Consider the following 15,927-nt stretch of genomic DNA (forward strand, 5'->3'; position numbering starts at 1 on the left):
AAATTAGGAGGAGCGTATGTCGCTGGTCTTGGTTCAATCCAACGTCGCCCCTTCGCCTGCCGCCGCTGCTGGAGGCGATGGAATGTCGCCGCTGTTGCAGTTGGTACTGGCTTTGGCCGTTTTGATCGCCGCTGCCAAAATTGGTGGGCTTGTGAGCACCAAACTCAAACAACCTGCCGTTTTAGGTGAGCTTTTAGTGGGGATTTTGCTTGGCCCCAGTGTTTTGGATTTTCTCAACCTCAGCTTTTTCACCAGCACCCACTTGCAGGATACGGTTTTTGAAATCGCCGAGATTGGGGTGATTTTCTTGATGTTTGTGGCTGGGCTAGAGGTTAAACTGCCCGATCTGCTGGCGGCGGGCAAGGTCTCGACGATCGCTGGGGTATTGGGGGTTATCATCCCATTGCTTGGTGGTTTTGCCCTCGCTTGGTTCTGGCCCAATAACTATTCATTCACCAAAAGCCTGTTCATCGGCATTTTGCTGACCGCTACTAGCGTTTCGATTTCGGCTCAAACCTTGCTCGAATTGGGCAAATTGCGTTCGCGGGTTGGGCTATCGTTATTGGGCGCGGCGATTGTCGATGATGTGTTGGTGATCGTGTTACTTTCGACCTTTGTGGCCTTAACGGCGAGCAGCGGCGGCGGCATTATGACCGTGCTGAGCATTGTCGGCGTGATGCTGCTGTACTTTGTGGTGATGAGCATTTTTGGGCTACGCGCTTTGCCATGGATTATTCGCAAAGCCGCCAAATTACCAATTAGCCAACCCCTAGTGAGCACTGCGCTGGTATTGGTGTTGTTTGCCTCGTGGAGCGCCGAAGCCTTGGGTGGCGTGGCTGCGATTACTGGGGCGTTTTTGATGGGTGTATTTCTGGGCCGCACGCCCTATCACAACCGGATTGAAGATGGCGTGCAAACCTTGACCTATGCCTTTTTCGTGCCAATCTTCTTTGCGAGCATCGGCTTGCATGCCAATATTTTCTCATTACCGGGTGATTTGGTGGCCTTCGCCGCAGTGCTGTGTGTGATTGCAGTTGCGACAAAAGTTATTGGTTGTGGAATTGGCGCAAAAATTGGCGGCATGAATAATAAAGAATCGTTGCAAGTTGGTTTGGGCATGATTTCGCGGGGCGAAGTTGGCTTGATTGTAGCTAGTGTTGGGATTCGCCAAGGCATTATCGGCGAAGATGTCTTTGCCATGACCGTGCTGATGGTGCTTGTAACCACCTTGGTCACTCCTTTATTATTACGCTGGTCGTTTGGCAACGAACAAACGCCCAAAGATCAAGAAACCCCCAAATCGGATAAACCAACGCTCAAACCTGCCCATGCTGGCGAAGAAGCAGGCCATTAATTGGCATTACAAAGGAGTAAATGATGAATCAACCACAAGTCGAATCGTTAATGTTTATTTTGAATGATGTTGATCTATTAAATGAAGTGCTGCGTGTATGGGAAGAACATGGCGTGCGCGGCGTGACGGTGTTGCGCAGCACAGGCCTTGGGCGCATTGGTAATGCGCTGTATCGTGATGATGCGCCCTTATTTCCCTCGCTGCGCGAATTACTTGAAGATGATGAGATGCATCACTTTACCCTATTGACTGTGGTGCAGAGTAGCCAAGTTGAGCAATTGGTCGCAGTGACCGAGCAAATTACTGGCTCGCTCAACAATCCCAATACTGGCTTGATCTTTACCATGCCAATTAATCGGGTTTTTGGTGGCACACGCAATTTCGAGTAAGGGCTAGTTAGGGGCCAGGATTCAGGGGCTAGGGGTCAGGAAGTTGGCTTATTTTATTCATAAGCTCGTCTACAACGTGGCGATTGAAACCCAAGCCTAATCCCTGACCCCTGAATCCTAACCCCTTGTTAAAATCCCAACCGCTCGATATGCTGTTCGACCAAGGTCGTAATTTCGGGGTGTTGCTCGGCTACATCAAGCAACAAACTGCGAATTTGCGTATCATCTAATTCATCGAGGGTCGCCCGAATTGGCGGGCGCTGAACAACTTGCTCGGGACAATACAGCAGAAACAGCAGCACCGCAACGCTATGTTTGCAGATTGGGCTATAATCATAGGGGCAAGTGCATTGAGTTGAAATCTGCTCGGCATTTTTGGCTTGTACCGTAACATCATACAAGTAATCTTCGCTACCACACACCACAGCATGAATCAGATTGCCGCGTTGCAGCACTGATTCAACCATGCCACTTTCGAAATATTCTAAGCCGCGTTCAAAGCTGCGTTCGCCAGCCATCGCCTGAATTTGCGCATCAGAAATCACTGGAAAATCCATAACCACCTCAGCTGGTAGAAGTTGTTAAATCGAGCATCCATCTTTGAATACTCTCAACCAGCGTTTTAGGTTCAGCATCGACCGTTAAGGTTAGGGCATTGCTGGGCCTTTCCAAGGTTGCCAATTGGCTAGCTAACAGGCTAGTTGGCATAAAATGATTGCTGCGTTGTTGCAAACGCGCCTGAATTAATGCGGGATCACCGACCAAATGCACAAAATGTACCTGTTGATCAACCGCTAAATAATCACGATATTCAGCGCGTAAAGCTGAGCATGCCAGCACCAAACTGTGGTTTTGCGCCAAGGCTAAGCTGATTTGTTCGCGCACTAAGGCTAGCCAAGGCCAGCGATCGGCATCGGTTAATGGCTGGCCGTTCGCCATTTTTTGGCGATTTGAATCGGGATGTAAATCGTCAGCATCGATAAATTGCCAGCCTTGGGTTGTTGCTAACAATTGACCAACGGTAGTTTTGCCCACCCCGCTCACGCCCATAACGACAATAACCATCACAACTCCGTTTAAATCAAAAAGAGGAAGTTGGTGTTTGCCAACTCCCTCGAATGCGAATCTGTGAGAGCTTTAGAACTGGAGGCTATGGCGTTGAACCACAGTGGCACGGAGCAGGAACATCCCGCCAATGCCAACCCCAGCACTAAGATAAAACCAGATGAAGGCGGCTGGTAAACTGATTGCGGCCAACCCAACTGAGGGCAAGACTACGACCAAGCTACCAACTAAGACGGCGGCTGGCCCTTGCAAGTTGAAGCGTTGACCAATCACCATGGCAATTGCGGCCAAGCCAATCAAGTATGGCACTTGGGCAATCAGCAAGAGCACTGGCAAAACCGCTAAGCCAATCAGCGAGAAGATCAAGAGCAGCGCGACAATCCCAACGACCGCTACTGAGAGCACCGACCACATCAAACCCAAACCCAAGGCGCGTTGGCTGGCTAAGCGAATAATTTGAGCACCGCTAGCAACCGAACGTGGCCAAATCAAGCTGAGTAAGGTTGCAATAATCGTGGCCAAAATTGCCAAGACTACGGCTAGAATCACGCGGGTTGTGGTGGTTAGGGTTTGATTGCCTTCAACTGGCAAGAGGGCAGTTGCTCCGCTATCGCTGACATTACCATTGAAAATTGCCCCAGCTTGGGCCACATCAGCGCCTTGTTGCAACTGAACTTCGCCGGTGGCTGCCATCACATTGCCTTGAGCAACTGAATCGGCTTCGAAGGTCACATTACCAAACAAACTGACCACATCGCCTTCGACTGAGCCACGGACAATAATCGAGCCAGTGACTGAAGTGACATCGCCTTCAACTACCCCATCGATCACGATAGGCTGGCTGATGGTCGCAACGTCACTACTTTCGGTTGAGCCGGCCCGAACCACCAAGGCATCGCCATCGGTTCGCAGAGCTTGAGCAAAGACAAAAGAAGGTGAGGCGATAATAATTAAGGCTAGAATAACCCAGCCAAATAATAAGGCTCGTGGATTGCGGTTCATCGTTCTACCTCCACAAGCAGCGCCGGTGAAGGGGTCAACAAACGTCGCCAGATCATCAGTGCTGCACCTGCAAGCACAAGAACACCAAGCAGCAAGGGAATGCCAATCAAGCCAAGCGTGGCCGCCATAGGCTTACCAGCCAGAGTCAAGGCCAAAACCCCGCGTCCAGCGGTCGAATCGACTCCGCCAAAGGTTGTGGCAGGCACAGAGCTATCAAACAAGACCCCATAACCGCCCCACAGGACGATTAATGTGACGAAGCCCAGAACCACACCCCACAGCACACGTTGACGTAAGGCACGGCTACGGGCTTGAGTTGCGGCAAGCGCAGGAGTCGCAGGTAATTTTGCCATTAGGCTAGCGGCAAAATTTGGTGGTGGAATCGCCGATTTGGGGGCGGCTAAGGCGGCGGGCAATTGCCCAAGTTCATCGAGGCACATTGGGCACTCCTGTACATGGCGAGAAATGGTTTGTTGATCGTCAGGGTCATCTGGTTGCTGAGCGCGTAGCTCGCGAATTGAACGGCATGTCATAGCTCTGCTCCTTGTTTATCCAACGCGGCAGCCACCATGTTGCGAGCACGATGCAGCCGAGTTTTAACCGCACTTTCTGATAGCCCCGTAATATTTTCGATCTCTTGATAGGAGAGATCATTCCAGTAGCGTAGCACCGCCACCAGCCGATAATGATCGGGCAGAGTAGCTAAGGCACGTTGGACGGCATCGCGCAACTCACTACGCAATGCTGAACGTTCGGGACCATCATCGGTACTTGGTAGGGCAAATGCCAAATCATCAAGTGGCACTATCGGTCGCCGTCGGCGTAAGCGGTCAATGCAGTAGTTCGATGCGACTGAAAAGAGCCATGTAGAAAACTTGCGGCTTTGATCGAACGTTTCAAGCTTGGTATAGGCCCGGATGAAAATTTCTTGAGCGGCATCTTCGGCCTCGTGGCCATCGTGCAACATCCGGTAGGCCAAGTTGAAAATTGGCCCTTGATACAGCTCGACAATCCGTTGAAATGCAATTTGGTCGCCACGAATTGTCGCCCGCACCAGCGTCAATTCTTCACTATTGATCTCTGTCACGCGGTTCTACCTCGCACCACTATACTCGGTACGCGCTGAGCAAGGGTAATGTTTCATAGTCAAGAGGGGATTGTTATTTCCCATCGGTGTGATACAAGCTATGGTACCTAAGGATGGCTTAAATGGCAAAATTGGCTTCTACTACTAGAAGTTTGATGATTTTTTCGGCAATCAATCATGTGAATCCAATAGCCCACTAATAGTATTCTGCTAGAACCTCGCGTATAATGCACAGTGGCTTTTAATCGTGTTCGTTGAAAGGAATGACTCAATGACCAATCCACCACAAGGGCTGGAAGAAACCACCCAAGGTGGCCCGCAACGGCCTGTTGTGCCGCCACAGCGGGTTCAAATTCGCTGTCAAAATTGCCAAACGCCGTTTGTGGTGGCACTTTGGACATACGTCGATGTTGGGGTGCAGCCTGAATTAAAAGGTGCAATGCTTTCAGGTCAATTAAATGTCGCAGTCTGCCCTAGTTGTGGCGCTGGCGGCATGCTGGCATCACCATTGATCTACCATGATCCTGAAAAGAAGTTTTTCTGGACGCTCTTTCCCCAAGAATTGAATTTGCCAACCGAGGAGCAAGAACGCTTCGTTGGCGAGGCTTCGAAAGTGGCCATGCAATTGTTGCCACCAGATGCCCCACGCGGCTATTTACTGACTCCACGCCGTTTTATCACCATGCAAACCATGCTCGAAACTTTGTTGGAAAGCGAAGGGATTACCAAAGAGGTGATGCAAGCCCAACGCCAACGGGTCGAGTTGCTAAGCCAATTGGCCGAAGCACTCGAAGCTGATCGGGCTGAGAATTTGCTCGATTCAGATCAAGGCAAATTGGCCCAAGTGGTGGCTGCCAACACGGCGGCACTTGATGGCGAATTTTTCCTCACGCTCAACTCCTATATCGAAGCTGCCTTACAACAAGGCCGTGAAGATAGCGCTGAAATGATCGGCGAGTTGAGCCAACGAGTGATGCAGTTGAGTGGTTTTGATCCAGTTGCTGCTGGTTTGCAAGAGCCAGCCGTCGAAGATGTGGTTGCCGCTTTGCGCGATGCCGACGATGCTAGCCTCGAAGATGTGATTAGCAATTATCGACCACTGATCGATGATGAAACCTTTGATGCTTGGGATGCGCAAATTGCTGAATTGCCCGAAGCAGAGCAAGCGGCGGCTCAAGCGCGACGCGATCACATCTACTCAACGCTTGAACGCATGGATGCTGAAGCCCAAGCCATTTTTGAAAAAGCCAATGGTTTGTTGCGCGATGCTTTGCAAGCCGAAGATCCCCGAGCTTTATTGGTTGAGCGCCATAAAGAGTTGAGCGAAGCTTTCTTCGTGGTAATCGATGCCAACTTGAATGCAGCGATGCGCACCAATCAGCAAATTATTGCCGAGCAATTGATGCTGTTGCGCCAAACTGCTGCTGAAGTGTTGCAAGAGGCCATGACTCCCCAAGAACGCTTGATCAATCAATTGTTAAGCGCTGAAACTGCTGGCGATGCTACCAAGTTGTTGCGCAAAAACATGGCCTTGGTCAATGGCGATTTCGTCAAGGAAGTCAACGAATTGGCCGAGCAAATGGAAAAAGCCGGACGTAAAGAAGTCGTCGAGCGCCTGCGCCAAGTCGCCCGCGAATCAGCGAGTCTCCTGTTTTAAGGGATGAAGGATGAGGGATGAATTATGAATAGGTTGATCCCTCATCCTTCAATTTCCCGAATAAACATGGTATATCTTGGGAATTTTTGATGTTGTGATGCTGGTTTTCATCCCTCATCCTTCATCCTTCATCCTTCTATGAAAGCTTTACTCCGTTCGACAATGGTTCGAGGGTTGGCGCTGGCTTTGGCTGGTTTTACCCGCTCAGCGCCAGCCCAACCCCAACGAATTTTGGTGATCAAGCCCGATCATTTGGGCGATGTGTTATTGTTGACCCCAGCGCTACGGGCCTTGCGCCATAGCCAACCACAAGCCCAGATCAGCGTTTTGGTTGGTTCATGGGCCACTCGCCTCTTGGCCGATAACCCTGATCTTGATGCGATTGAAACTTGTGAGTTTCCTGGTTTTGTGCGCGGTGCACAGTCCTCGGCTTTGGCTCCTTATCGCTTGCTTTGGCGTGAAGCTGCCCGTTTACGCCGGATGAATTTTGATACGGCATTGATTGCCCGTGATGATCATTGGTGGGGCGGTTTGTTGGCACTTGGTGCTGGCTGTGGCCGTCGGATTGGCTTTGACCATCCATTGGTTGCGCCAACGTTAACCAAAGCCCTCACTTGGAATCCAAACGAGCATGTTACTAAGCAAGCTTTGGATTTGGTGGCAGCGCTCGCTTCAGATCAACCACAAACCCAAACGCTGCGGTTTGTGCCAAGTGCGGCAGAGCATTCGTGGGCTGAGGCTTGGCTGGAGCAGCATCAGATTCAAAAACCATTGGTGGCGATTCAGGCTGGTAGCGGCGGCGCAGCCAAATTATGGCCGGCTGAACGTTGGGCGCAGGTCGCTGAACAATTGGCGAATCAAGCTCAAATTGTGCTAACTGGTGGCCCAGCCGATGCTGCTGATGTGGCAGCAATTAGCCAACAGTTGCAAATTCCGCATCTGAATGCGGTTGGTCAAGCCAATTTAGGCCAATTGGCAGCCTTATTTGGGCGTTGCGCTTTGGTGTTGGGTGTCGATAACGGCCCCTTGCATTTGGCCGTGAGTCAATCAACTCCAACTATTCATTTGTTTGGGCCAGGTGATCGGCGACGCTTTGGGCCTTGGGGCGACCCAACCCGCCATGTTGTGATCGATGCAGAATTAGCCTGTTCTCCCTGTGGCGTGTTGACCCATTGCCCACGTCAAACCAAACCCAGCGAGTGCATGACCGCAATTTCAGTCCAGCAAGTAATCAATCAAGCCAAACGTTTGCTCGCTCAGGCTGGAACCTCAATTTAGCAAGCTGCGTATCATCAGCACAATTAATGTGTTTTGAGGAAAGCATCATGCAACAATGGGAATATCACGTTGAGCTTGTCGATATTAGTGGTTTTTGGAGTCCCAATGTTGACCCAAGCATTATCAGCCGCATGTTCAACAAAGCTGGCAGTGATGGCTGGGAAATCGTCGGGATTGTTGACATAAATAGTGGTCATGGCCAGAGTTCGCGTTTATTAGTAACCTTCAAGCGTCCACGCCCAGCCTAGCAATAATCGGTTTAATGCCTGATTTGAAGCCATGCAGGCTATGGTATAGTAGCGCCATCATGAGCGCATTCAAGCATCAGCCAACGCGGCATTGGCCTCGGCATATTCAAGCAGTCAGTTGGATCATTCTGATTCAACTGGCTTTGTTTTGCCCAATGGCCTGTATTGCCCATTGTTGGTGGAGGAGTATGCCAAGCCATTCGGCTGGAGCAGCGCAGCATAGTGCCACGATGTTAGTGTGTGAATTGCATGCCGAGCATAGCGATTCTGCGCCGCAACCAATCCCCCCATTACCTGCTGGCTTGGCGGCCTTTTACCCAATGGTTCTATTGCTGCTGGCTGGTTGGGTGCTGGCCCCGCACGTATGGCGCGGTTTTGCGCAGCAGTATGCGCTTTGGTCAACCTATCATCCCCAAATTATCACTCCCCCGCCACGAATGAGCGCATTCGGTTAACTCTTTGTATCCCAATTACGATGAAATTGCATAAGGATGGGTGCTATGAAATACGCTCATTGGCTGTTTGGCTGTGTGCTGCTAGGGCTTGTCTTGAGTTTAAGCAGTTGTGGCACAGCTAGCTATCAGGTTATTCGGCCAATTGACAACCCAACGGCTGCGCCAGATTTTACCTTGATTGATCAGCATGGAGCCGATTTTCACCTAGCTGAGCAACGTGGCAAAATCGTGATTCTCTTTTTTGGCTTTACGGCCTGCCCTGATGTTTGCCCCTTGGCTTTGGGGCTTTCATCGCAGGCTCGCAAAAAACTTGCAGATGATGCTGATAAGATTCAAATTGCCTTTGTAACGGTCGATCCTGAGCGTGATAATCCCGCGACGATTGATCGCTATGTTTCGCTATTTGATTCGACGATTTTGGGCTTGAACGGCGAAACTGAAGTGGTTGAGGCGGTCAAAAAGGCCTATGGTGTGCATGCCGAGCGGCGCGAATTGCCTGATTCGGCCTTGCAATACACCATCGACCATACCGCTGGCTTGTACATTATCGATCAACAAGGGCGCTGGTTTGCTATGGCAAACCACGATGTTGATCCAACTCTTTTAGCAACTGATCTTGAGACGATGTTGCAATACATCGATGTTGAATAATTCTAGGAGCATCTTTTAATGAAACGTTTAATGCTTGGTTTATTGGTCTTGATTTTGGCTGCTTGTGGCTCGGAAACCACCTCAACGACAGCTCCTAGCACGAGCAATGGTACTGCAAATACGCTTGGTTCGTTGACAATCGACGGCTCATTTGCCCGCCCAGCCTTTGCTGCTGCTACGATTATGCAAACCCCAACCATGGCGACTACGCCGGTTAGCCCAACGATGGGTGGTGGTATGAGCGGTGGCAGTGCTATGATGGGCAGCAATAGCGCTGCCTATATGACGATTCGCAATACTGGCGCTGCTGATAACTTAATTTCAGCCTCAACCGATGTTGCTGGCAAAGTTGAGCTGCATACGGTCGTGGCCGATGGCGATGTGATGCGCATGGAACAAGTCGAAAAAATCGAAGTGCCAGCCAATGGCGAAGCACTGTTGAAACCAGGCGGCTTCCATGTGATGTTGTTGGAAGTCAAGCAAGATCTCAAGGTTGGCGATACAATTGATTTGACCTTAACTTTTGAAAAAGCTGGCACGATTACGCTCAAAGTGCCTGTGCAAATGCCTAGTGCGCAATAAAGAACACAGGGTTAGTGGTTAGGGGTTAGGGGCCAGAAACTGCCAGTAGAATAAGCCGATTGAATTTGATCAAGCTTTGGTTTACCAAACAGCTACTACTGAATATAAAACCTAGTTCAAATCCCTCGTCTAGTTGCTTGCTGGACGAGGGATGTTGATTTTAGCCATCTTAGGCGGCCATGGCTTGGTCATTTGGGGCTTGGCGTACCAGTTCGGCAGCGCTGATCCAGCCTTCGATCGTGGTGGGTTTTTTATCTTTACGGCCAAGATATCGTTGGACGGCGTTCCAATTGTTGCCACCAACAACTGAGGCATAGCGGGCAAAGAACCGCCGTTCGGCTTCGCTGGCATCGACAGGGCGGCCAGTGCGCTCGGAACTATTGCCAAAAGCCTCGTCAAGCGCCAGTTCGGGGTAGAGCGTAGCAAGTTTGGCGGGATAATTTGCGCCTAATTTGAGATGCAAAGGCCGTGGTGGCTTAATAATTGGTCGCATCTGACGTTGATCGCCATCGCGCTCGACCAGAATAATCGCATCGGCCTCGTAGGTAATATGTTCGTCGGCCAGCACGCGCAAGCCCACATCGGCATGATTGCGATCTTCACTTTGTTCGCTATATTGTTTGGCCAAGTGGCCGATGATAATCACGTGGAAGCCATGTTGTTTTAGCTCGGTTAGGCCAGTATAAATCGCTTGCAAGTTGCGATTGAAAGAAGCATATTCATCAAACTCAATTTGGGTTTTGCGGTCGGTTTCAGCGCCAGCCCGTTGTTGTGCATGGGCTCGCATCGCTTGTAGCAGCTTAGAAACTGAATCGAGCACCACCGTATCGCCACTTTTGCCGAGCCGCTGAATCTCTTGCATGGCCGCCAAAAGTTGTTGCAGCGAGAGGGTTTGGACTGCTTGAATCGATTTGTGGACTCCAGGCTTGCCCAAAAGATTCTTGGCAGCACCTTCGGTATCCAAAATCCAGACCGTGCCACTGCGGCGGGTGCTGGCGGCTAAGTGCGATTTGCCTGCGCCTGCTTGCCCTGTCAAAATAAATAAACTGCCTGTTTCAAGTTGGTCTAGCGACTGAAACATTGTGCGATTCCTTTCATGAACTCGGTTACCCATAGCCATTGCTGGCCCGTATCCGTCAATCTACATAAAAAATATAGAACAAATGTTTCGAAGTGTCAAGCAGTAAAAAGCCACAGGTTTGGGCCTGTGGCTTAAATCATTAGCTAAATCTTATGGTTTAGGGTTTGAGATCGCTGCCTTCGATCTGTTTTTTGGCTTCGCGGCGGTTACGGCGGCTTTCGCGGCGCTCGGCGATTGCGTGGTTTTCAAGCAATTTGCCCTCCTGCTCGACCAAATCGGCTTGCGGGTTGGGCGAATCGACCAGCTTGCCATGCAGATATGAAAGGATGATACGGGCCACTGCGGCAATTGGAATCGATATGAGCAAGCCTAAGCCGCCGGCTACCGCTCCCCCCGCCAAAATTGCAAAGATCACAAAGACTGGATGCACATTGACGATGTGGCCGACCAAATTTGGAATAATAAAGTGATCTTCGAATTGGCGCAGGGCAAAATAGACAATGATAATCACCAAGGCTAGCAACCAAGGCTCCCAGCCAAACGGAGTTGTGCCTTGGAAAAAGCCTACCAAGGCGGCGATGGCGGTGGCCATGTACGGCCCGATGATTGGAATAATTTCCAAGAATCCGGTAGCAATGGCGATGATCAAGGCATATTTGACTTGCAGAATCGATAGGGCAATGAAGCTGAGCACTGACATAATGATAATCAGCAAAAACTGACCACGAATGTAAGCTGAGAGCACCCGATCGATCGAACCAATCAATTGGCGAATTTCATCGCGATGGCGTTCGGGAATCAAGCGATAGAAATTGTTGGGGATGGTTTCGGCTTGGAGTAGCAAGTAGAAGGTTACGACGAAATAGACCAAGGTTAAAATAAAGCCTTCGGCAATCCCAAACAAAAATTTAGGGGCTGCACCAGGCAAATCTTTGGCAAACGCCGCAATTGCTCCCGATATTTCACGCTCAGCTTCACGCAGATTAATCAACTCGACTCCACGAATCGTCAATGATTCATGTTTTTCAACGTAGATTTTGGCCTCTTCAAGCCAGGTTGGAATAGCCTGAGCGAGATCGTTAATCTGGGTTGTGATAATTGGGACGACATTACTCACCAGCAAAGTTAACAGCGCAGACCCGATGATGTAGAGCACAATTACCCACCAAAAACGGGGTGTTTTGGTACGCCGTTGCATCCAGGTAACAACTGGATTAAAAATATAGGCCGTGATGATTGCCCAAATAAAGGGAATCATAATATGCCAAGCTTGGTTGACCAAGTACAGGCTAATAATAACAATCGAAAGGACTGTTACAAACTTTGCGCGTGGTGAGAAACGAATCGGACTAGTTGGCTGAACGTGCATAACATCTCCTCCACATGGCCAGTGCGTTATTGTTGACGCGAGCGACCAAGGGGAATATCGGCCTTGAGGTGGTCGGCAGCTTCGCCACGGGTCAAGGTTACTTCAATGGCCTCTGGGTTGGTTACTTCAACGTAACGCTCGATCACAGCAATAATTTCGCGCTTCATCTCTTCCATATCGTGGGGTGTGAGATGAACCCGATCATGGACTAAAACCGTCAATAAACGCTCTTTGGCAACCGACGAACTGGTCTGTTGCTTGCGACCAAAAAGATTATCTAAAAGACCCATAGATCCGCTCCATGTGGAAGATAAAGTTGGCTCAACCGCGCTATTTTAGCGGCGGGTACGAAACATATTGACCAATTGTGCCCATAAGCCTTGTTTTTCATCAAGCACAAGGAAGGGAATATCGTGGCCGAGTAAACGATTGGCAATATTATTATAGGCCTTACCTGCCATCGATTCACGATCAAGCACTGCAACTTCACCGCGGTTGGTTGAAACTACAATGCTTTCATCGTCTGGCACAATTCCAACCAGGTCGATTGCCAAAATTTCTACCACATCGGGCGTATCCATCATGTCGCCGCGAGCAACCATCCGCGCTTTAATTCGGTTAATAATGAGCTTTGGATTGCTTTTTTCATACGCTTCGACCAACCCGACAATTCGGTCGGCATCGCGCACAGCAGACATTTCAGGTGTTGTGACGATCAAAATGTGGTCGGCGGGTGCAATCGCATTCTTAAAGCCGCCTTCGATTCCAGCGGGCGAGTCGATTAGAATAAAATCGAATTCGCGGCGCAGCTCGTTGCAAAGGGCGATCATGTCATCAGGCGTTACCGCATCTTTGTCGCGGGTTTGGGCTGCTGGCAACAAGAACAAATTATCAGGGAAGCGCTTATCTTTAATCAGCGCTTGGCGTGTCCGACAGCGGCCTTCGACCACATCGACCAAATCATAGACGATTCGGTTTTCTAGGCCCATGACCACATCGAGATTGCGCAAGCCGATATCGGCATCAATTGCAACAACTCGTTGGCCTTGCATTGCTAACGATGTGGCGAGATTGGCGGTGGTGGTGGTTTTGCCAACCCCCCCTTTACCAGAGGTGATTGTGATTACTTGTGCCATACATGATCCTCAAAGACCCACTAGCGGCGTGGGGCATCCCATGGTACTACTACAATGTTGTCGCCATCAAGGCTGGCTTGTTCAGGGCCAGTTGGGCGATGATTATCAGGTGTGCGGGCAAGGTTATCGGCGATCCGCAAGAGGGTTGGGCGCAATTCGAGCGCACAGACAATTGCCTGTTGATTGCCGCCAACGCCTGCATGGACGGAGCCGCGTAAGCGCCCCCAAATGATGACGCTGCCGTGAGCGCTAATTTCGGCTCCTGCATTGACATCGCCGACCACAACGATATGGCCTTGATGCCGAATTGCTTGGCCGGAACGCACGGTGCGCCATAAAAATAAGCCTTCGCCTTGCACGACGGATGGAGAAGTAGACCGTAGGCTGTCGGGATGGCGGGTTTCTAGGCCTGCTTGCCGACTAGTAGTCCGATTGGTTGGTGCGATGGTAATTAATGCGGCTGGCTCAATATCATGTTCAGTCATGATCGCCAAGATCGCCTGTAGCTCCACATCGGTGATCGAACGCTCACCAACATCGATCAATAATTTTGCGCCATGATAAAACGATGGCCCTTGGGCTAGTTGCTTGCGCAAGGCGTCAAGGACTTCTTCCCACGCTGCGGTGGGGTGTAAAATCAAGCGCAGCCCGTCACGGCTGCCTTTTAACGTGATGCGCTCTTCCATATCGCGCATTATACCGTTTTCGTCAAGAAAACGAAAATGCTGGTTTTAGGATTCAGGGGCGAGGGTTCAGGGGTCAGATTTGTATGTACTACGATTATACCTAAAAGCCTTAGCCTGTTTTTTTACTCAAGCTCAATCTGCCAAATTGCCCCTTGATTGAGCAACAGAAATTGGGCTTGATTCAACGCTTGTAAATCATTGGCATAGCGTGGTTCGCCAGCAGGATCATTAAGTGGATAGACTTGGGTTGGCGACCAATAGACCAGTGCATTGCTATCTAAGGCGCGAACTAAAATTCCATCGCCAAGCCACGCCAACGGCTCAACTCCCAAATTAGTTGCTTGAATTGTATTGAGGCTTGGTTCGTAGATCCGAAAATCATCGCCCAGGTAGTAGGCCAAGGCTCCACGCTCATTCCAAACCATGCGCGGTGTGTTTGTGCCACGCTGGCTTTGATCGAGCAACCGTATTTGGTTACTTGGCAAATCGAAAAGTTGCAACTCCAAAGTTGTTTGATCACGTACTTGCAACAATAAGGCCAATTGATCACGATTTGGGCTAAGTTGCAAGCCACCAGCTACCAATTGCCGCTTGGGCAGCCGAATAATTACCTGCTCTTGGGTATTACCACCCACTTGCATAATCCGTAGGTCATCATCACCTGCCGCATAATACAAGGCACTGTTGGTCATCAAGGCGGCTTGAATTAAGCCATTGGTTGAGGTTAGGACTGTAGCTGATTGGCCGCTAAATGGCTCGATTGCTTGCAGCAAATCAGGTTGGGCCTGCGAACGCCACAAGAGCAAAGCTCCATCACTCGACCAACCCAAGGCTTGGCCTTGATAACTACGGCTCGGCGGCACAAAACTCAAACCTGGCGCATGCAATTCGAATTGATCTTGGGTAATTGATTGGGTGATGAGCCATTGCTGGCTCGGCGACAATGGGCCAAATTGCGTCCGAATAACATTATTTGCGCTAACTAATAGCTGATCGCTGGCAGTTATCACGCTGTTAGTACCAACAGTTGGTGTTACCAACGGCGTAACCGTTGGTTGCGTAATGCTAGGGGTTGGGCGAGCAGTAGCCAGCGCCAATAGGGTGGGCGTGGGGCGTAAATCTAAGGTTGGAATAACCACAACGGTTGGTTGCGGCTGATCGATATCACACCCATACAGCAAACTAATTAGTACCAAAACAATATAGAATCGTTTCATATCACCATGCTATAATAAATGTTGGAAACGGTTATCAGCAACAGGCAGCCTATGACGAATGATACAATCATTGCAACCGCACCACGACTGGTAATTCGTCGCTGGCAACGGGCAGATTATCAAACCATGGATCGTTGGCCACCCTTCACCGAACCACTGAGCAGCATTTGGAATTTGCCCGATCGGGTGACGGTTGGCGGCGATTGGATGAACGATATTCGGCGAACCTATGCGATAGCTCTACGTGATCATACCTTAGTTGGGCGAATTACGTTACGCAATATTGATTCGGCCAGTGGCTCGGCACGACTTGGCATTACAATTGGCCCCCAATATGTGAGTCAAGGCTATGGCACCGAAGGCTTGGCTGCGTTTCTGCAAGCATTTTTCACCACCTTAGGCTTTCAAACCATGGTACTTGATGTGGCCTCAGTCAACGAACGTGCGGTGCGCTGCTATCGCCGACTTGGCTTTCAATACAATGGCCACCATTGGCGCGATGCTGGCTGGCGTTTTATGCAAACGCTCGATCAAGCCACCCGCGAACGCATCGCCCCCTTTATCAAGGAAGGTCGCCATGGGGTGTGGGTGCAATTTTACGACATGACGCTCGAACGGAGTGATTGGCAAGCGGCTCAACATCGGTCAGTTATCCACGTTAATCAATAAG

General features: G+C 50.2%; 20 protein-coding genes. 9 read left to right on the plus strand and 11 right to left on the minus strand.

All coding sequences use genetic code 11. From position 1 onward, the window contains the following. Positions 1 to 16: 16 nt before the first annotated feature. Together ABEB26_RS18665 and ABEB26_RS18670 are read left to right on the plus strand one after the other, a co-directional pair. Positions 17 to 1,354, plus strand: coding sequence for a cation:proton antiporter (locus ABEB26_RS18665; RefSeq protein WP_345723554.1), 1,338 nt, complete (start codon positions 17 to 19; stop codon positions 1,352 to 1,354). Between the two features lie 20 nt (positions 1,355 to 1,374). Then, entirely contained in the window at positions 1,375 to 1,743 is a 369-nt protein-coding gene (locus tag ABEB26_RS18670; protein WP_345723555.1) for a P-II family nitrogen regulator, read from the plus strand. Positions 1,744 to 1,871: 128 nt separating this feature from the next. Here the strand turns inward: ABEB26_RS18670 and ABEB26_RS18675 are convergent, their stop codons facing one another. The 5 genes from ABEB26_RS18675 to ABEB26_RS18695 all read right to left on the minus strand — a co-directional run bounded on the left by ABEB26_RS18675 (position 1,872) and on the right by ABEB26_RS18695 (position 4,897). Next, on the minus strand, positions 1,872 to 2,300 hold the full coding sequence (locus ABEB26_RS18675; protein WP_345723556.1) for an SWIM zinc finger family protein: 429 nt from the start codon (positions 2,298 to 2,300) through the stop codon (positions 1,872 to 1,874). A 7-nt stretch (positions 2,301 to 2,307) separates the two neighbouring features. Beyond that, the gene (locus tag ABEB26_RS18680) at positions 2,308 to 2,808 is read right to left on the minus strand and encodes a gluconokinase (protein ID WP_345723557.1); all 501 of its coding nucleotides are present in this window, start codon (positions 2,806 to 2,808) and stop codon (positions 2,308 to 2,310) included. Between the two features lie 72 nt (positions 2,809 to 2,880). Beyond that, complete coding sequence (locus ABEB26_RS18685; protein WP_345723558.1) at positions 2,881 to 3,810, minus strand: bactofilin family protein; 930 nt, start codon at positions 3,808 to 3,810, stop codon at positions 2,881 to 2,883. Next, complete coding sequence (locus ABEB26_RS18690; protein WP_345723559.1) at positions 3,807 to 4,343, minus strand: hypothetical protein; 537 nt, start codon at positions 4,341 to 4,343, stop codon at positions 3,807 to 3,809. Before ABEB26_RS18690 ends, ABEB26_RS18685 begins: the two co-directional genes overlap by 4 nt. Beyond that, entirely contained in the window at positions 4,340 to 4,897 is a 558-nt protein-coding gene (locus tag ABEB26_RS18695; RefSeq protein WP_012190965.1) for a sigma-70 family RNA polymerase sigma factor, read from the minus strand. Before ABEB26_RS18695 ends, ABEB26_RS18690 begins: the two co-directional genes overlap by 4 nt. A gap of 271 nt (positions 4,898 to 5,168) precedes the next feature. Between ABEB26_RS18695 and ABEB26_RS18700 the strand changes: the two genes are divergently transcribed. The 6 genes from ABEB26_RS18700 to ABEB26_RS18725 all read left to right on the plus strand — a co-directional run bounded on the left by ABEB26_RS18700 (position 5,169) and on the right by ABEB26_RS18725 (position 9,768). Then, a complete protein-coding gene (locus ABEB26_RS18700; RefSeq protein ID WP_345723560.1) occupies positions 5,169 to 6,554 on the plus strand; it encodes a CpXC domain-containing protein in 1,386 nt (461 codons plus the stop codon). Between the two features lie 138 nt (positions 6,555 to 6,692). Further along, entirely contained in the window at positions 6,693 to 7,832 is a 1,140-nt protein-coding gene (locus ABEB26_RS18705) for a glycosyltransferase family 9 protein (protein ID WP_345723561.1), read from the plus strand. Between the two features lie 47 nt (positions 7,833 to 7,879). Further along, the gene (locus tag ABEB26_RS18710) at positions 7,880 to 8,080 is read left to right on the plus strand and encodes a DUF4177 domain-containing protein (protein WP_345723562.1); all 201 of its coding nucleotides are present in this window, start codon (positions 7,880 to 7,882) and stop codon (positions 8,078 to 8,080) included. 59 nt (positions 8,081 to 8,139) lie between these two features. Next, positions 8,140 to 8,535 carry a hypothetical protein gene (locus ABEB26_RS18715; RefSeq protein ID WP_345723563.1) on the plus strand — a complete coding sequence of 132 codons (396 nt, stop codon included), beginning with the start codon at positions 8,140 to 8,142 and terminating at the stop codon, positions 8,533 to 8,535. A 45-nt stretch (positions 8,536 to 8,580) separates the two neighbouring features. Further along, entirely contained in the window at positions 8,581 to 9,186 is a 606-nt protein-coding gene (locus tag ABEB26_RS18720) for an SCO family protein (protein WP_345723564.1), read from the plus strand. Positions 9,187 to 9,204: 18 nt separating this feature from the next. Next, complete coding sequence (locus tag ABEB26_RS18725) at positions 9,205 to 9,768, plus strand: copper chaperone PCu(A)C (RefSeq protein WP_345723565.1); 564 nt, start codon at positions 9,205 to 9,207, stop codon at positions 9,766 to 9,768. 169 nt (positions 9,769 to 9,937) lie between these two features. Here the strand turns inward: ABEB26_RS18725 and ABEB26_RS18730 are convergent, their stop codons facing one another. The 6 genes from ABEB26_RS18730 to ABEB26_RS18755 all read right to left on the minus strand — a co-directional run bounded on the left by ABEB26_RS18730 (position 9,938) and on the right by ABEB26_RS18755 (position 15,257). Beyond that, on the minus strand, positions 9,938 to 10,849 hold the full coding sequence (locus tag ABEB26_RS18730) for an AAA family ATPase (RefSeq protein WP_345723566.1): 912 nt from the start codon (positions 10,847 to 10,849) through the stop codon (positions 9,938 to 9,940). A 157-nt stretch (positions 10,850 to 11,006) separates the two neighbouring features. After that, on the minus strand, positions 11,007 to 12,218 hold the full coding sequence (locus tag ABEB26_RS18735; RefSeq protein ID WP_345723568.1) for an AI-2E family transporter: 1,212 nt from the start codon (positions 12,216 to 12,218) through the stop codon (positions 11,007 to 11,009). A 26-nt stretch (positions 12,219 to 12,244) separates the two neighbouring features. Continuing rightward, the gene (minE, locus tag ABEB26_RS18740; RefSeq protein WP_345723570.1) at positions 12,245 to 12,508 is read right to left on the minus strand and encodes a cell division topological specificity factor MinE; all 264 of its coding nucleotides are present in this window, start codon (positions 12,506 to 12,508) and stop codon (positions 12,245 to 12,247) included. Positions 12,509 to 12,553: 45 nt separating this feature from the next. Further along, complete coding sequence (gene minD, locus ABEB26_RS18745; protein ID WP_012190955.1) at positions 12,554 to 13,354, minus strand: septum site-determining protein MinD; 801 nt, start codon at positions 13,352 to 13,354, stop codon at positions 12,554 to 12,556. Positions 13,355 to 13,374: 20 nt separating this feature from the next. Beyond that, positions 13,375 to 14,049: a septum site-determining protein MinC gene (minC, locus tag ABEB26_RS18750; RefSeq protein WP_345723571.1), complete on the minus strand. Its 675-nt coding sequence runs from the start codon at positions 14,047 to 14,049 to the stop codon at positions 13,375 to 13,377. Positions 14,050 to 14,162: 113 nt separating this feature from the next. After that, the gene (locus tag ABEB26_RS18755; protein WP_345723572.1) at positions 14,163 to 15,257 is read right to left on the minus strand and encodes a hypothetical protein; all 1,095 of its coding nucleotides are present in this window, start codon (positions 15,255 to 15,257) and stop codon (positions 14,163 to 14,165) included. A 51-nt stretch (positions 15,258 to 15,308) separates the two neighbouring features. On the opposite strand from ABEB26_RS18755, the gene ABEB26_RS18760 reads away from it, so the two are divergent. Next, positions 15,309 to 15,926 (plus strand): GNAT family N-acetyltransferase, encoded by a 618-nt coding sequence (locus ABEB26_RS18760; RefSeq protein WP_041304630.1) that lies wholly within the window; start codon positions 15,309 to 15,311, stop codon positions 15,924 to 15,926. Position 15,927 lies beyond the last annotated feature (1 nt).

It is taken from the genome of Herpetosiphon gulosus, from assembly GCF_039545135.1.
GTDB lineage: Bacteria > Chloroflexota > Chloroflexia > Chloroflexales > Herpetosiphonaceae > Herpetosiphon > Herpetosiphon gulosus.

Excerpts from the sequence above, each read along its gene's own strand:
- ABEB26_RS18665 (WP_345723554.1), top strand. The coding sequence starts at position 17 with ATGTCGCTGGTCTTGGTTCAATCCAACGTCGCCCCTTCGCCTGCCGCC.
- ABEB26_RS18755 (WP_345723572.1), bottom strand. The coding sequence starts at position 15,257 with ATGAAACGATTCTATATTGTTTTGGTACTAATTAGTTTGCTGTATGGG.
- ABEB26_RS18760 (WP_041304630.1), top strand. The coding sequence starts at position 15,309 with ATGACGAATGATACAATCATTGCAACCGCACCACGACTGGTAATTCGT.
- ABEB26_RS18710 (WP_345723562.1), top strand. The coding sequence starts at position 7,880 with ATGCAACAATGGGAATATCACGTTGAGCTTGTCGATATTAGTGGTTTT.
- ABEB26_RS18730 (WP_345723566.1), bottom strand. The coding sequence starts at position 10,849 with ATGTTTCAGTCGCTAGACCAACTTGAAACAGGCAGTTTATTTATTTTG.
- minC (WP_345723571.1), bottom strand. The coding sequence starts at position 14,049 with ATGCGCGATATGGAAGAGCGCATCACGTTAAAAGGCAGCCGTGACGGG.
- ABEB26_RS18715 (WP_345723563.1), top strand. The coding sequence starts at position 8,140 with ATGAGCGCATTCAAGCATCAGCCAACGCGGCATTGGCCTCGGCATATT.
- ABEB26_RS18690 (WP_345723559.1), bottom strand. The coding sequence starts at position 4,343 with ATGACATGCCGTTCAATTCGCGAGCTACGCGCTCAGCAACCAGATGAC.
- ABEB26_RS18670 (WP_345723555.1), top strand. The coding sequence starts at position 1,375 with ATGATGAATCAACCACAAGTCGAATCGTTAATGTTTATTTTGAATGAT.
- minD (WP_012190955.1), bottom strand. The coding sequence starts at position 13,354 with ATGGCACAAGTAATCACAATCACCTCTGGTAAAGGGGGGGTTGGCAAA.
- ABEB26_RS18735 (WP_345723568.1), bottom strand. The coding sequence starts at position 12,218 with ATGCACGTTCAGCCAACTAGTCCGATTCGTTTCTCACCACGCGCAAAG.
- ABEB26_RS18705 (WP_345723561.1), top strand. The coding sequence starts at position 6,693 with ATGAAAGCTTTACTCCGTTCGACAATGGTTCGAGGGTTGGCGCTGGCT.
- minE (WP_345723570.1), bottom strand. The coding sequence starts at position 12,508 with ATGGGTCTTTTAGATAATCTTTTTGGTCGCAAGCAACAGACCAGTTCG.
- ABEB26_RS18720 (WP_345723564.1), top strand. The coding sequence starts at position 8,581 with ATGAAATACGCTCATTGGCTGTTTGGCTGTGTGCTGCTAGGGCTTGTC.
- ABEB26_RS18680 (WP_345723557.1), bottom strand. The coding sequence starts at position 2,808 with ATGGTTATTGTCGTTATGGGCGTGAGCGGGGTGGGCAAAACTACCGTT.
- ABEB26_RS18675 (WP_345723556.1), bottom strand. The coding sequence starts at position 2,300 with ATGGATTTTCCAGTGATTTCTGATGCGCAAATTCAGGCGATGGCTGGC.
- ABEB26_RS18725 (WP_345723565.1), top strand. The coding sequence starts at position 9,205 with ATGAAACGTTTAATGCTTGGTTTATTGGTCTTGATTTTGGCTGCTTGT.
- ABEB26_RS18700 (WP_345723560.1), top strand. The coding sequence starts at position 5,169 with ATGACCAATCCACCACAAGGGCTGGAAGAAACCACCCAAGGTGGCCCG.
- ABEB26_RS18685 (WP_345723558.1), bottom strand. The coding sequence starts at position 3,810 with ATGAACCGCAATCCACGAGCCTTATTATTTGGCTGGGTTATTCTAGCC.